Annotated in this window: 11 protein-coding genes and 1 pseudogene; 7 read left to right on the top strand and 5 right to left on the bottom strand. The window is 71.2% G+C overall.

What is annotated here, in order from left to right:
- Positions 1-13 precede the first annotated feature (13 nt).
- Complete coding sequence (gene lon / locus EDD93_RS02415; protein ID WP_123523587.1) at positions 14-2,440, top strand: endopeptidase La; 2,427 nt, start codon at positions 14-16, stop codon at positions 2,438-2,440.
- A gap of 100 nt (positions 2,441-2,540) precedes the next feature.
- On the opposite strand, the gene EDD93_RS02410 is transcribed toward lon, so the two are convergent.
- From EDD93_RS02410 to EDD93_RS02400, 3 genes and pseudogenes are all read right to left on the bottom strand, one after another.
- On the bottom strand, positions 2,541-3,221 hold the full coding sequence (locus tag EDD93_RS02410) for a polysaccharide deacetylase family protein (RefSeq protein ID WP_260255878.1): 681 nt from the start codon (positions 3,219-3,221) through the stop codon (positions 2,541-2,543).
- A 314-nt stretch (positions 3,222-3,535) separates the two neighbouring features.
- Positions 3,536-4,636 (bottom strand): annotated as a pseudogene (locus EDD93_RS02405) (barstar family protein).
- A 116-nt stretch (positions 4,637-4,752) separates the two neighbouring features.
- Complete coding sequence (locus EDD93_RS02400) at positions 4,753-5,607, bottom strand: lysozyme (protein WP_123523585.1); 855 nt, start codon at positions 5,605-5,607, stop codon at positions 4,753-4,755.
- 224 nt (positions 5,608-5,831) lie between these two features.
- Here EDD93_RS02400 and EDD93_RS02395 point away from each other — a divergent pair, with 224 nt between their 5' ends.
- Complete coding sequence (locus EDD93_RS02395; protein WP_185092192.1) at positions 5,832-6,329, top strand: MarR family winged helix-turn-helix transcriptional regulator; 498 nt, start codon at positions 5,832-5,834, stop codon at positions 6,327-6,329.
- Between the two features lie 50 nt (positions 6,330-6,379).
- Here the strand turns inward: EDD93_RS02395 and EDD93_RS02390 are convergent, their stop codons facing one another.
- On the bottom strand, positions 6,380-7,165 hold the full coding sequence (locus EDD93_RS02390) for a protein phosphatase 2C domain-containing protein (protein WP_123527547.1): 786 nt from the start codon (positions 7,163-7,165) through the stop codon (positions 6,380-6,382).
- A gap of 363 nt (positions 7,166-7,528) precedes the next feature.
- Here EDD93_RS02390 and EDD93_RS02385 point away from each other — a divergent pair, with 363 nt between their 5' ends.
- From EDD93_RS02385 to EDD93_RS02365, 5 genes are read left to right on the top strand one after another with little or no spacing between them, the layout of a single operon-like run.
- Complete coding sequence (locus EDD93_RS02385; RefSeq protein WP_123523583.1) at positions 7,529-10,540, top strand: nitrate- and nitrite sensing domain-containing protein; 3,012 nt, start codon at positions 7,529-7,531, stop codon at positions 10,538-10,540.
- The gene (locus tag EDD93_RS02380) at positions 10,537-11,016 is read left to right on the top strand and encodes a roadblock/LC7 domain-containing protein (RefSeq protein WP_123523582.1); all 480 of its coding nucleotides are present in this window, start codon (positions 10,537-10,539) and stop codon (positions 11,014-11,016) included. The genes EDD93_RS02385 and EDD93_RS02380 overlap by 4 nt, the downstream gene beginning before the upstream one ends.
- Positions 11,013-11,426, top strand: coding sequence for a DUF742 domain-containing protein (locus EDD93_RS02375; protein ID WP_123523581.1), 414 nt, complete (start codon positions 11,013-11,015; stop codon positions 11,424-11,426). The genes EDD93_RS02380 and EDD93_RS02375 overlap by 4 nt, the downstream gene beginning before the upstream one ends.
- Positions 11,407-12,057, top strand: coding sequence for an ATP/GTP-binding protein (locus EDD93_RS02370; RefSeq protein ID WP_123523580.1), 651 nt, complete (start codon positions 11,407-11,409; stop codon positions 12,055-12,057). The genes EDD93_RS02375 and EDD93_RS02370 overlap by 20 nt, the downstream gene beginning before the upstream one ends.
- A 30-nt stretch (positions 12,058-12,087) precedes the next feature.
- Positions 12,088-13,323, top strand: coding sequence for a styrene monooxygenase/indole monooxygenase family protein (locus EDD93_RS02365; RefSeq protein WP_123523579.1), 1,236 nt, complete (start codon positions 12,088-12,090; stop codon positions 13,321-13,323).
- A gap of 313 nt (positions 13,324-13,636) precedes the next feature.
- On the opposite strand, the gene EDD93_RS02355 is transcribed toward EDD93_RS02365, so the two are convergent.
- Positions 13,637-14,002 (bottom strand): DUF2750 domain-containing protein, encoded by a 366-nt coding sequence (locus EDD93_RS02355; RefSeq protein WP_123523577.1) that lies wholly within the window; start codon positions 14,000-14,002, stop codon positions 13,637-13,639.
- Positions 14,003-14,029: the final 27 nt, after the last annotated feature.

The following is a 14,029-nucleotide window of genomic DNA, read 5'->3' as shown; positions in this document are numbered from 1 at the left end:
CGAAGGGGAGATCATGGCTACTGAGTCCAATGCGGTCACACCGCTCACCCTGCCTGTGCTGCCGCTCGACGACGAGGTCGTGCTGCCCGGAATGGTGGTACCTCTGGACCTGTCCGACACCGACGTCCGCGCCGCCGTGGAGTCCGCACAGTCCGTCGCCCGTGAGGACGGCGGCAAGCCCGAGGTGCTTCTCGTCCCGCGCATCGACGGCACCTACACAGGCATCGGTGTCATCGGCACCGTCGAACAGGTCGGACGGCTCTCCGACGGAGACCTCGGCGCGCTCATCCGAGGGCGCGGCCGGGTACGGATCGGCGCCGGGACCAACGGACCGGGCTCCGCGCTCTGGGTGGAGGGCACCCGGGTCGACGCTTCGGCCCCCGACCCCCTTCCCGGGGCCGCCGCCGAGCTGGCCAAGGAGTACAAGGCGCTCGCCACCAGCTGGCTGAAGCAGCGCGGTGCCTGGCAGGTCGTGGACCGGGTCCAGCAGATCGAGGACATCTCCGCGCTCGCCGACAACTCCGGATACTCCCCCTTCCTGACCACCGCTCAGAAGGTGCGGCTGCTGGAGACCGCCGACCCGGTCGCCAGGCTGAAGCTCGCCATCCAGTGGCTCGGTGAACACCTCGCGGAGCAGGACGTCGCGGAGTCCATCGCCAAGGACGTCCAGGAGGGCGTCGACAAGCAGCAGCGCGAGTTCCTGCTGCGGCGCCAGCTCGACGCCGTGCGCAAGGAACTCTCCGAACTGAACGGCGACTCCGGCTCCGGAGACGAGTCCGACGACTACCGGGCCCGCGTCGAGGCCGCCGACCTCCCCGAGCACGTCCGCGAGGCCGCGCTCAAGGAGGTCGACAAGCTGGAGCGCTCCTCCGACCAGAGCCCCGAGGGCTCCTGGATCAGGACCTGGCTCGACACCGTCCTCGAACTGCCGTGGACCGAGCGGACCGAGGACGCCTACGACATCCGCGGCGCCCAGGAGATCCTCGACGCCGAACACGCGGGCCTCCAGGACGTGAAGGAGCGCATCACCGAGTACCTCGCGGTGCGCAAGCGGCGCGCGGACCGGGGCCTGGGCGTCGTCGGCGGGCGGCGCGGCGGAGCCGTACTGGCCCTGGTGGGTCCGCCCGGCGTGGGCAAGACCTCGCTGGGGGAGTCCGTGGCCCACGCCATGGGCCGCAAGTTCGTCCGCGTCGCGCTCGGCGGCGTCCGGGACGAGGCGGAGATCAGGGGCCACCGGCGCACCTACGTCGGCGCGCTCCCCGGGCGCATCGTCCGCGCCATCAAGGAGGCCGGTTCGATGAACCCGGTCGTCCTGCTCGACGAGATCGACAAGGTCGGCTCCGACTACCGGGGCGACCCGGCCGCCGCCCTCCTCGAAGTGCTCGACCCGGCCCAGAACCACACCTTCCGCGACCACTACCTGGAGGTCGAACTCGACCTCAGCGACGTCGTCTTCCTGGCCACCGCCAACGTCCTGGAAGCCATCCCGGAAGCCCTGCTCGACCGGATGGAGCTGGTCAGGCTCGACGGCTACACCGAGGACGAGAAGGTCGTCATCGCCCGCGACCACCTGCTCCCGCGCCAGCTGGAACGGGCCGGTCTGGAGCAGGACGAGGTCACCCTCGACGAGTCGGCGCTGCGCAAGCTGGCCGGCGAGTACACCCGCGAGGCAGGGGTCCGGAACCTGGAGCGGTCCGTGGCCCGGCTGCTGCGCAAGGTCGCGGCCCAGCACGAACTGGGCGACCGGGAGCTGCCGTTCACGGTGACCGACGAGCACCTGCGCGCGCTCATCGGGCGGCCGCACCACGTCCCGGAGTCTGCTCAGGACCCGGCCGAGCGCCGCACCGCGGTGCCCGGTGTGGCCACCGGACTCGCGGTGACCGGGGCCGGCGGCGACGTGCTCTTCGTCGAGGCGTCCCTCGCCGACCCGGAGACCGGCGCCTCCGGACTGACCCTCACCGGTCAGCTCGGCGACGTCATGAAGGAGTCCGCGCAGATCGCGCTGAGCTTCCTGCGCTCGCACGGTGCGGAGCTGGAACTGCCGGTCGCGGACCTGAAGGACCGGGGCGTGCACATCCACTTCCCGGCGGGCGCGGTGCCCAAGGACGGCCCGAGCGCGGGCATCACCCTGACGACCGCCCTGGCCTCGCTGCTCTCCGGACGCCTCGTCCGCACCGATGTGGCGATGACCGGTGAGGTGTCGCTGACCGGACGGGTACTGCCGATCGGCGGCCTGAAGCAGAAGCTGCTCGCCGCCCACCGCGCGGGCATCACCACCGTGGTGATCCCGCAGCGCAACGAGGCGGATCTGGACGACGTCCCCGCCGAGGTGCTGGACACCCTGGAGGTCCACCCGGTCACCGACGTCCGCCAGGTGCTGGAGATCGCGCTCGCCCCGGCCTCGGCCCCGGCGGAGCGCAGGATCCCGGCCGCCGCGTAGGCGCCGCGCAGTGACGGGCGCGGCACCACGGGCGCGGCCGGTACGGACGGCCCGTCTTCCCCTCGCGGGGGAGGCGGGCCGTTTCGCGTGCCGGCGAGGCTCAGGGGCGGTAGATCGTGCCCGGCACCGGCTCGGCGGGCGCCATCAGCTGGGGAACGGTCACGAAGGTGTAGCCCTGCTTCTTCAGCGCGTCGATGATGCCGGGCACCGCGGGCACCGAACCCTTGTAGATGTCGTGCAGCAGGATGATGCCGTCCTTGCTCGCCTGGTCCAGGATCCGCTTCTTGATCAGCGCGGAGTCCGTCGTCGAGTAGTCCTTGGCGGTGGCGCTCCACAGGATCTGGGAGAGCCCGAGGTCCTTGCTGATGTTGGAGACGGTGTCGTCGGTGCGGCCCTGCGGCGGGCGCATCAGCCTCGGCTTCTTGCCGGTGATCGCCGCTATCGCGTCCTGCGTCTTCTCCAGCTCGGCCCGTATCTCGGCGGGCTTCTTGTCCGTCAGGATCTCGTGCGACCAGGTGTGGTTGGCCACCTCGTGACCCTCGGCCTCGATCCGGCGGACCGTGTCGGGGTGCTTCTTCACATGGTTCTTGCCCAGCAGGAAGAAGGTCGCGTGGACCTTCTCCTTCTTGAGTATGTCCAGCAGGTGGGGGGTGTCCTCGGCCGGGCCCGCGTCGAAGGTCAGGGCTATGCACTTGGCCTTGCGGCAGTCCACCGGGCCGAACGACCCCTTGGAGTCCGAGGCGGCGTCGGCGCGTGCGGAGCCGGGTGCGGTGGTCTCCATCGAGCAGCCGCTGAGCGTGAGGGTGAGGGCCGTCACAAGGGTGACGGCCAACCCCGTACCGATCGACTTCGTCCTACTGGGCAAGACAGGTCACTCCTTCTTGGCTGAAAGGCGCACACGGCGTGCGTCCGGACGGACTATACACACTGGCTATACACGGCATGTATAGCGGGGGTGTCCGCCTCCCTGTGAGAGGGAATGCCTGGTCAGGGGGCGTCCGGGCCGGCGAAGCGGCGGACGGGTGGCCGGCAGTCGTCAGGACGTGGCCGTGCCCGGCGGACGGATCGCGCCCGGCCCGGTGGCCGGTCCGTGGGTCACGCCAGGGTGACGCGCATGCCGCCCTCGGTCAGGAGTCCGAGGGCGAGGCCGAACAAGTCGTAGGGCCGGCCGTCGGGTGCCAGGGCCCGGGACAGGTGCTCGCGCGCCGTCGCGGCGTCGCGCCAGAGCAGCGTCGCCGGGGCGGTGTGGCCGAAGTCGCCGCGGAGGCAGTCGTCGAGGGCGGCGAGACAGCCGCCGAAGTAGCCGCCCGGCCCGTTCACCGCCTCTCCGAGCGCCAGGTAGAGACCCGGTTCGTCGGTCATGTGCCGGCCGTCGAGTGTGTAGGCGTGACCGGCCGGCCGGTCACGCAGGGTGCGGTGGGCGGCTCACTCCCGGACGAGGTCGTGCCAGACCCAGCGGCGCCGGGTGTCGAGGCCGGCCCAGGCGGCCGCCGTCCCGGGCGGCCCCGCGAGCCACCGCTCCCAGATCGGTCGGGCGTGTTCGGGGACGGGCGTGAACAGCTCGCCGTCCAGCTCCAGATCGATGAGATCCGCCCCGGACGGGGACGGGCGCCAGGCGGCGACTTCGGTCCAGAACAGGCGTTCGGTGAGCGGTGCGCCCTGGTCGTCACGTATCTCCAGGGCGGCCTGCTCCAGGTCCAGCGCCCGCCGGGTGCCCTTCGCCAGAGCCGCCCTCAGCTCATCGCCCTGGGTGAGCCCCCGCAGGACGAGTGGGGGTGCCGGCCTCTCGCGCGGCAGGATGCGGGCGAATTCCCGGCAGGAGCCGAGCCATCGGCGCCCGTCATGCACACGGACGGGGCCCCTGTGCCCCTCGGGCGGACCCTCACAGTCATCGAGGCCGGTGAACACGAGACCGTCCGTCCCGGCGGGCCGCTCCGCTCTCTCCGCGTCCTCCAGGAGCCAGGGGCCGAGCGCCTCATCGTCCGGCACCAGCCAGAGGCGGTTGCCGGCCCAGGCGCCCGACTCCGCCTGCGGAACCCAGCCGAACAGCTCGTAGGTCCCGCGTCGGGGCTCTCCGAACAGCCCTTCCACCTCGGAGCACCAGCCCCAGGCGTGTCCGTGCGCCGTCCCGGTCAGCGTGTACCGCGATCGCCCGGGACGGTCCCCGCCCTCGTCCTTGTGCACGCCGGGAATCATGCCGGAACCGGGTTCCGACGGCGAAGGCATTACGGCCGCAGGAACCCGGCGACGCGGTGCGTCGCCGGGTTCTCCTGCGGGGAGGGTGCGCCGGGTGGAGACCGGCGCGTGGTGGCTCAGCCGTTGGCCAGTGCCTGTACGCGGTCGAGGGCGCCGTTGAAGTGGCTGTGGTCGCCGACGGTGGGGCCGGTCGAGGTGTACTGCCACATCGTGTAGAAGCCCCAGCCGGCCGGGAGCGCGCCGACCGTGGTGTTGTAACGGGCCACCCAGAGCGGGTTGGTGGTGCCGAAGCCCGCGTTGTTGCCCGTGCAGGTCTGCCACCAGCTCGTCGCGGTGTAGATGACCGCGTCGCGTCCGGTGCGCGCCTTGTAGGTGTTCACGAAGTCGCGGATCCAGGAGACCATCGCCGCCGGGGTCTTGCCGTAGCACTGGTCGCCGTACGGGTTCCACTCGATGTCGAGGGCGCCCGGCAGTGTCCGGCCGTCCTTGGACCAGCCGCCGCCGTGGTCCACGAAGTAGTTGGCCTGGACGGCGCCGCTCGTCGTGTCCGGAGTGGCGAAGTGGTACGAGCCCCGGATCATGCCGACGTTGTACGAACCGTTGTACTGCTGGGCGAAGTCCTCGTTCGTGTAGTACGTGCCCTCGCTGGCCTTGACGTAGGCCCACTTGACGCCGCTGCTCCAGAGGGCGGCCCAGTTCACGGCGTTCTGGTGGCCGCTGACGTCCACGCCCTCGGTCTGGACGGCTCGGGTGCCGGCCGGCAGTCCGCCCCGGCCGTCGTGGGCGGCGACGCCCATGCCCATGGTGGCCGAGCCCCGGGCGGGCTTCGTGGGGTCACCGGTGGCCGGGTTGCCCGCGGCGCCCGCGGCACCCGGCAGGGTGATGAGGAGGGAGAGTGCTGCGAGCAGAGTTCCCGCGGCTGCGAAGCGCGAGCGGCGGGTGGTCATTGAGCCGGATCTGTGCACGGGCATTGCGTGCCTCCGAGGCCTCAGTGGGGGGATCTGCTGACTCAGGGACCGGTGGGCGCACCCCTGGTGGCACGTCATGGTGTGAACATGCCATGCATGACGCTACGCACGTAGACCCGTGCGGCGGAAGAGGGCCAGGGCGGTGCCGTTGGTCTACTCCTGCGAAATACTGACGGAGCTGCGGCGATGACCAGCGGTGAAAGAAACTTTCAGCGGCAGGAAAGCTCATGAGGGGTGTTGACGTGCACGGGAGCGAAAGAGGGAGTGAACCCGGCGCAGCCGGGGCGAGTGGTGTGGACCACGAATTCCTGGCCCTGGAGCTCGAGTTGGCGGTGTTCCTGCGCCGGGCGCGGGCGAATTCGGGCGAGATGGCGCGCGAGGTCCACCCGGAGCTGGAGGCCGCCGCCTACGGACTCTTCGTGCGCCTGGAGTCGGCGGGACGACAGCGGGCCACGGACCTCGCCTCGTACTTCGGGGTCGGCAAGGCCACCATGAGCCGTCAACTGCGCGCCCTCGAAGGCCTCGGACTGGTGGCGCGCGAGCCCGACCCGGCCGACGGCCGGGCCTTCCTCGTCCGCCTCACCGACGAGGGCCTCGACCGCTTCCGGCGCGTCCGCGACGCCCGCCGGGACCAGTACGTGCGCAAGCTCGCGGACTGGGACCGGGCCGAGGTCGCGGAACTGGCCCGGCTGCTGCATCACTTGAACGCGCGCGCGGAGGACTGAGGGCGGTCCGCCGGCCGTGTCGCGTCCTCACGGAAGCGCTCCGGGCCGGCTCACAGCTCCGCGTAGACCGCCGTCGCGTCGTCGTGCGTCTTGCTCCGCCGCAGCCGCGTACGGTCCGTGTCCGCGTCCTCCAGGGCCCGCACCCGGTCGATCAGCCCCTGGGGCCCCTCCTTGCGCAGCACCCCGAGGCAGGCCGTCCAGTCGCCCTCGCCGAACATCTCCGTCCAGCGGCTCGCGCCGTCCGTCATCGCGGCCACCGCCCGGACCTCGGCGCGGGGCGTATGCCCCGTCACCGCACGCTGTGCGACGGCCGGATCGGCGGCGGCGGTGAAGAAGCCGCCCTCCTTGTTCCGGACCTGCGCGTCGGCGATCGCGTCGGAGGCGAGCGAGCCGGGCGGCAGCCGGTCGAGCCGGTCGTCCAGCAGGGCGCGCACCGTCCCGTCGGGCGATTCGAGAAGCAGCACGGAATCGGACAGGACCAGGTGTTCGATCCCGGTCGAGTCCCAACGCACCATGACGACGGTTGCCTGTGGTGTGCGTACGTGAGAAAGGTCACACTGGGGGCGGTGTGTGTCGGCGGTGCGCCGGATGGACTCCGCCAGGATCTCCCGCAGGGTCAGATCCCGTCGTGAACCCGACAGTTCGACCAGTGCGCCGCCCAGCCGGGCGGTGAACCACGGCACCGAGTGCACACAACCGTCGTCGCCCGGGGGCGGGGTGACCCCGTCGAGCAGGACGAGCCCTCCGCCCTGGCCGGAGGCGGGCAGCACGGTGGCCGCCCAGTCCTCGTTCGAGCGCCCGGGAATGCCGGCGGCGGTGGCGAGCTCCATACGCATCCGGTCAGTCTGCACGACGCCTTCACGAAGCGCGCACGGACCCGGGCCGACTCGTACTACCAGGTCAGGCGGGCGGCTGGAGCGGAGGTAAACCCTCCGCCAAGGGTGCGGGCGGGCATCCTGCCAAAGCCTGCCCGGAAGTTCCAGCCAGGCGTCCAGGTGTGCCGCTGAGGCCCCGTGGGGAGAGTTGTTCGGCAACTCTTGATTGCTGTTCACTCGTTCGAGTGGCGGAGCGGTTGATGCGCGCCCCCCTCTCAAAAGCACTGGAATGGTCAGAAGCCGTACCAGGGGGCGGGGCGCTCGTTCATGTGGCCGTGCGTCACCTCTGCTTCAAGGGCGGACGAGTCAAGATTGCGAGCACCGGTGCAGAAGAAGCGGCCTCGGAGCAAGGGCGGCAACAACAGCGGTTCCGAGGTGGCGTCTTCGGCGCCGGCCGAAGGCGGGCGCACCGTGCGCGTACGCAGTCGGCTGGTCGCGGGAGTCGCGGTCGTCGGGATCACCGTCATAGCCGCGGGGGCCCCGGCCGCCCTCGGCGCCTCGTCCGATCTGAACGACTCACAGCGGCTGGTCACTCTCGCGGAGCTGAACCAGCAGGCCATCGCGCTGGCGCACTCCCTCGCCGACGAGCGCGACGAGGTCACCGCGTACATCGCGGCCGGCCGGGAGGGCAAGCCCGGCACGACCGGCACCGCCGGGAGCCGGAGCGCCCGGGTGGACCAGCAGGTCGACGAGATCCGCGACGCGGCCCCCGACGTCCTGCGCCGCGACCTCTCCACCATCCCCTCGCTGCGCCGCGACGCCATCAGCGGCAAGGGCTCGGCGCTGGAGGCCCATCAGTCGTACTCCGAGGTCATCGCCAAGCTCCACGGTCTCGCCGACGAACTCGCGGAGAAGACCCCGCCGCGAGCCGCCGGTCCCGGCCGCGCCCCGCTCGCCCTCGGCCAGGCCACCGAACACGCCTCGGCCACCCGGGGCCTGCTCCTCGCCGCGCTCGCCGTTCCCCGCACGGAACCGGTGACGCAGACCGACCCGTTCACCGGGCTGCCCGTCCAGACCCAGGACGAGGGCGAGACGAAGGACGACCGCACCCGTGACGAGCTGAGCGCCGCCGCCCAGCAGGCCAGGGTCGGGGAGCTCTCCTCGCTGGCCGACTTCGACCAGGCGGCCGGCGCCACCGCCCGCGACAAGCTCGCGTCCACCGTCACCGGCCCCGAGGTCAACAACGCGGAGAAGTACCTCGCCGAGCTCACCGACCGTCCCGAGCTCTCCGACTCCGACCGGAAGACCGACAGCAAGAAGGCCGGGGCGGCGCTCTCCGCCCGGATCGACCGGATGCGCAGCGTCGAGTCGGCGCTCGGCACCGCCCAGGTCCAGCGGCTTGAGCAGCTGCGCGACGACGACGTCACCGCACTCGAACTGCGCATCGCGCTGCTCGGCGGCTGCTTCCTGATCGCCGTCGGTGTCTCCACCGCCGTGGCCCGCACCCTCACCCAGCCGCTCGCCGTGCTGCGGATCGGCGCCGCCCGCCTGGCGGCGGAGCCCGAGACCGCCGAACCGGTCCGCTACACCGGCCGCAACGACGAGTTCGCCCAGGTCGTCCGGTCCATCAACGCCCTGCACGGCAGGCTGCACGGACTGCTCCACGAGTTCAACGGGCGGTTCGGGAAGCTGGAGAGCGAGCGCGCCGAGCTGATCGCCGGCCGCGAGGCGCTCACCATCCAGCGCGCCGAACTCCAGGTCCACACCGCCGACCTGACCGCCCAGCTGGAGAAGCTGAAGAACACCGTCCACCACACCTTCGTCAACCTCTCGCTGCGCAACCTCGGCCTCGTCGAGCGCCAGCTCGGGGTCGTCGAGTCGATGGAGGAGCGCGAGCAGGACCCGGACCGGCTCGCCACCCTCTTCAAGCTCGACCACATGGCCACGGTCATGCGCCGCCACAGCGAGAACATGCTGGTCCTCGCGGGCGCCGAGCACGGGCACACGCATCCGGGCCCGATCCCGCTGGTCGACGTGTTGCGCGCGGCGGTCAGCGAGATCGAGCGGTACGAGCGGGTCACCATCCAGTCCCTGCCGCCGCACGCCCAGATCGCCGGATTCGCCGCCGACGACCTCAGCCACCTGGTCGCGGAACTCCTGGAGAACGCCACCTCGTTCTCGCCGCCCGACTCCCAGGTCCAGCTCTCCGGCTGGCTGCTGGAGAGCGGCGAGGTGATGCTCTCCGTGCAGGACGAGGGCATCGGCATGTCGGCCGTGCGGATGGGCGAGCTCAACACCCGGCTGGCCGACCCGTCGCTCTTCGAGGCGGGCGAACAGAACGCGGACGGAGCCGGCCTCGGCCTCCAGGTGACCTCGCTGCTGGCCGCGCGCCACGCCGTGCGGGTCCAGCTGCGCGAGCAGAAGGGCAACGGGGTGGCGGCGGTCGTCGTACTGCCCACGGCCCTGCTGCCGAAGACGCCGCCGGCCGCCACACCGCCGCCGGTCACCGCGCCCGGCGACGCGCCCACGCTGAACCTGCCGGGCTCGGTCGCGGAGGCCAACTCCAACGCACTGCCGAGCCGCACCCCGGCGCTGCCCGGCGACCCGCTGATCGCGGCGGCCGAACAGACGATCGCCGAGTCCGAGGCCGTGGCCGAAACCGGGCCGGAGCCCGCGCCGGAGCAGACCGTGGCCGCACCCCAGCCGCAGCCCGCACCCCAGCCGCAGCCCGCACCCCGGCCGCAGCCCGCACCCCGGCCGCAGCCCGCTCCCGTGCCGCAGCCCGCCCCCGCCCCCGCCCCCGCCCCGGAGACCGGGGCCGGGCAGCCGCCGGAGTCCGAGTCCGAGTCCGAGTCCGAGTCCGAGACCACGATGCAGGTCCGGCTCCCCAGGGTGCCCGAGTTCGACGACGTACCCGAGTTCACCCACGCCCCGGCCTTCGGGGACGGCCCCGAGCCCGCGCTCGCGTCCGGCCCCTACGCCATCGGCCCCGACGCCCACGAGCGCGCCGCCGACGAGGGCCCGCAGCCGGAGAACACCCCGGCGCCCACCGCCGTTGCCGACGCCGTGCCCGGCCCGCGCCGGCCGGAGCCCGACCCGGTCACCGACAAGGGGCTGCCCAAGCGCACCCCCAAGGTCGTCGCGCCCGCAGCCGCCCCCGCCGCCGACCGCAGGGGCAGCGTGGACAAGGACGCCCTGCGCCGCCGGCTGGGCGGCTTCCACCAGGGCGCGAAGGACGGCCGCAGGGACGTCGAGGCGGAGATCTCCGGTTCCGCCACGCCGGGGACGGCCGTACCGGCCGGTCGCACCGCACGTACAGGCCACACTGAGGCGGCCGACCGTACCGACGGTCGAACCGACGAGACGGGGGACACAGTCGAGGAGGCACGCAGTTGACTGCGCCCAGCACGTTCGGGCTGAGTACCGAGGCCCGGAACCTTCAGTGGTTGCTGAGCAATCTGGTGGAGGAGGTGCCAGGGGTCCACTCGGTCACCGTCGTCTCGTCGGACGGCCTGATGCTGCTCTCCTCCGACCCCGGCCACCAGGCCGCCCAGGCGGCAGGCAAGCAGGACGGCCCCCGCGGCTCCAGCGCCGACCTGGCGACCATCGTCTCCGGTATCGGCAGCCTCACCATCGGCGCCGCGAAGCTGATGGAGGGCGGCGGCGTCAAGCAGACCATGGTCGCCATGGAGGAAGGCAGCGTCTTCGTCATGTCGATCAGCGACGGCTCGCTGCTCGGGGTGCACGCCACCCCCGACTGCGACATGAGCGTCATCGCCTACCACATGGCGCTCTTCGTCGGCCGGGCCGGCCACGTACTCACCCCCGAACTCCGCAGTGAGCTGCGCAAATCGATGGAGAGCGCCCAGTGACCCCCGCCGCCGAACCCGCCCGCAGGCTGCCCGTCCGGGGGGCCGACAGACGCCCCGCCCGGGTCCGCCCGTACTCGCTGACCGGTGGCCGCACCCGGTTCGGCCACCTCCTGCTCGTCGAGACGTTCGTGGCCGCGCTCGAAGCGCCCGACGAGCGACGCGAACTGACCAACGGCAACCTCGCCTCGCGCGTCATGCCGGAGCTCCGGGCCATCGTCGAGCTCTGCCGCCGGATGCGTACTGTCGCGGAGGTCTCCGCGCTGCTGAAGATGCCGCTCGGTGTGGTCCGGGTACTGCTCAGCGACTTGGCCGACCAGGGAAAGATCCGCGTGTACGGGACCGGCCACGGCGCCGGCCAGCCCGACCGCGCACTGCTCGAAAGGGTGCTCAATGGACTCCGTCGTCTCTGAGTCGCCGCTGTTCGCCCCGCGTCAGCCGGGGCCGGAGAACCGGGCCGACGAAGGTCTGCAGGCCTGGCAGCTGGACCACACCAGGGCCCCGGTCGCCACGAAGATAGTGGTCGCGGGCGGCTTCGGCGTGGGCAAGACCACCTTCGTGGGCTCGGTCTCCGAGATCACCCCGCTGAAGACCGAAGCGATGATGACCCAGGCCAGCGAGGAGACCGACGACCTCAGCGCCACGCCCGACAAGGTCACCACGACCGTCGCGATGGACTTCGGCCGTCTCACGCTCGGCGACGACCTCGTGCTGTACGTCTTCGGCACCCCGGGCCAGCAGCGCTTCTGGTTCATGTGGGACGACCTGGTGCGCGGCGCGATCGGCGCGGTCGTGATGGCCGACACCCGCAGGCTCGCCGACTGCTTCCCGGCCCTCGACTACTTCGAGAGCTGCGGGCTGCCCTACATCGTGGCCGTCAACCACTTCGAGGGCACCCCCGGGTTCGAGGCCGAGGACGTCAGGGAGGCCCTGACCGTACCTCCGCACGTACCTGTTGTGATCATGGACGCGCGAAACAAGATCAACGTCGTCGAGGCCCTGCTGGCCCTGGTGGGCCACGCCCTCGAGGTGTCCCCCGAATAGCTCGCACGTCACACACAACGGAGAACCGCGATGCGGAAGATACTCATAGTCGGAGCCGGCCAGTCCGGGCTCCAGCTCGCCCTGGGACTGCAGTCCAGAGGGTACGAAGTCACCCTCATGTCCAACCGCACCGCCGACGAGATCCGTTCGGGGCGGGTCATGTCGACGCAGTGCATGTTCCACACCGCGCTCCAGCACGAGCGGGACTACCAGCTCAACTTCTGGGAGTCCCAGGCCCCGCGCATCGAGGGCCTCGGTGTCTCGGTCGCCGCGCCCGACTCCTCGCGCGCCGTCGACTGGGTCGGCAAGCTGGACGGCTTCGCCCAGTCCGTGGACCAGCGCGTGAAGATGGCCGGCTGGATGGACACCTTCGCCCAGCGCGGCGGACAGCTCGTCATCCACGGCGCGGCCGTCTCGGACCTGGACTACTTCTCTCGCACCTACGACCTGGTGATGGTCTCGGCGGGCAAGGGCGAGCTGGTCTCCATGTTCGGCCGGGACGCGTCCCGCTCCCCGTTCGACGCCCCGCAGCGCGCCCTGGCCGTCGCGTACGTCCACGGCATGGGACCGCGCCCCGAGCACCCCGAGTTCGACGCGGTCCGCTGCAACCTGGTCCCGGGCGTCGGCGAGCTGTTCGTGATGCCGACCCTGACCACGTCCGGCCGCGCCGACATCCTCTTCTGGGAGGGCGTGCCGGGCGGACCGCTCGACGTCTTCCAGGGCATCAAGGACCCCTCGGAGCACCTGGCCAAGACGCTGGAGCTGATGGAGCGGTTCACCCCGTGGGAGTACGCCCGCGCCACGAAGGTCGAACTGACCGACGCCAACGGCACCCTGGCCGGCCGCTACGCGCCGACCGTCCGCAAGCCGATCGGCCGGCTGCCCGGCGGCGGCCTGGTGCTCGGCGTCGCGGACGTGGTCGTCGCCAACGACCCGATCACCGGCCAGGGTTCCAACTCGGCGTCCAAGTGCGCGAACGCCTACCTGGACTCGATCATCGAGCGCGGCGACCGCGAGTTCGACGCGGAGTGGATGCAGTCCACGTTCGACCGCTACTGGGACACCGCCCAGCACGTCGTGAGGTGGACCAACGCGATGCTCGGCGTCCCGCCGGAGCACGTGCTGAACCTGATCGGCGCCGGCGGCCAGCTCCAGCCGGTCGCGGACCGCTTCGCCAACGGGTTCAACGACCCGGCGGACTTCGACAACTTCTTCTTCGAGCCGGAGAAGACGAACGCCTACCTCGCCTCGGTGTCCGGGGCCTGACCCATCGCCTGACCTGTGAAGTAACGGTCAGAATGGGTGAACATTGCCGGCTGTGGGCCGTCCCCCGGCGGCCCACAGCCGGTCCGGAGAGCAGGGCGAACGGATCAGGGATCCTTGCGGATCCGAGGCGCGATGCATCGGCCTCCTCGGCCACGCCCTTCGCAATAACGCCGAGACCACCGGTAAGCCCGACGACGGAGGCGAACCATCCCCCTGCGCAACCCCCGTCCGCTGACGTTGCCGACAGGTACTGCCGTCAGACACCCGAGAGGCCCCACCGGAAGCAGACTCCGGTGGGGCCTCTCGGCCGAATCTACCGGCCGTATGGTGGCTCGCCGAGCGCGTGAATGAGACGATTGACTACTTCACCAACAGTGAAGTCCCATCCAGTTAGGCGCTGTCCACTCCAGTTGATCCCCACCCGGAAGTCGTCCTTGACTAGATCTGGCAAAGCCGCGCTTTGCCAATGATCCAGCGGCATTGAAACAGCTCGAAATTGGGGACCCCATAGCTGAGTGGCGCGCAGCGCACGGGCCTCTGACGACCAGTAGGGGAAAGCTGGTTGCCCAGAACTTGAGACCGGGGTCGGACTGCCGTCGTCGTCTCGAACCCACCAAACGGTACGAGTCTGAGCGATCTCACGGAAGAAGGCCGCTGCCTGAGACCCGCTTATGCTCACCTGAATCCTCCTAGAGCGTCCCGACTT

Origin of the sequence: Streptomyces sp. 840.1 (genome assembly GCF_003751445.1) — a bacterium.
Taxonomy (GTDB): Bacteria; Actinomycetota; Actinomycetes; order Streptomycetales; family Streptomycetaceae; genus Streptomyces.
This window is presented reverse-complemented; position numbering and strand designations above follow the sequence as displayed.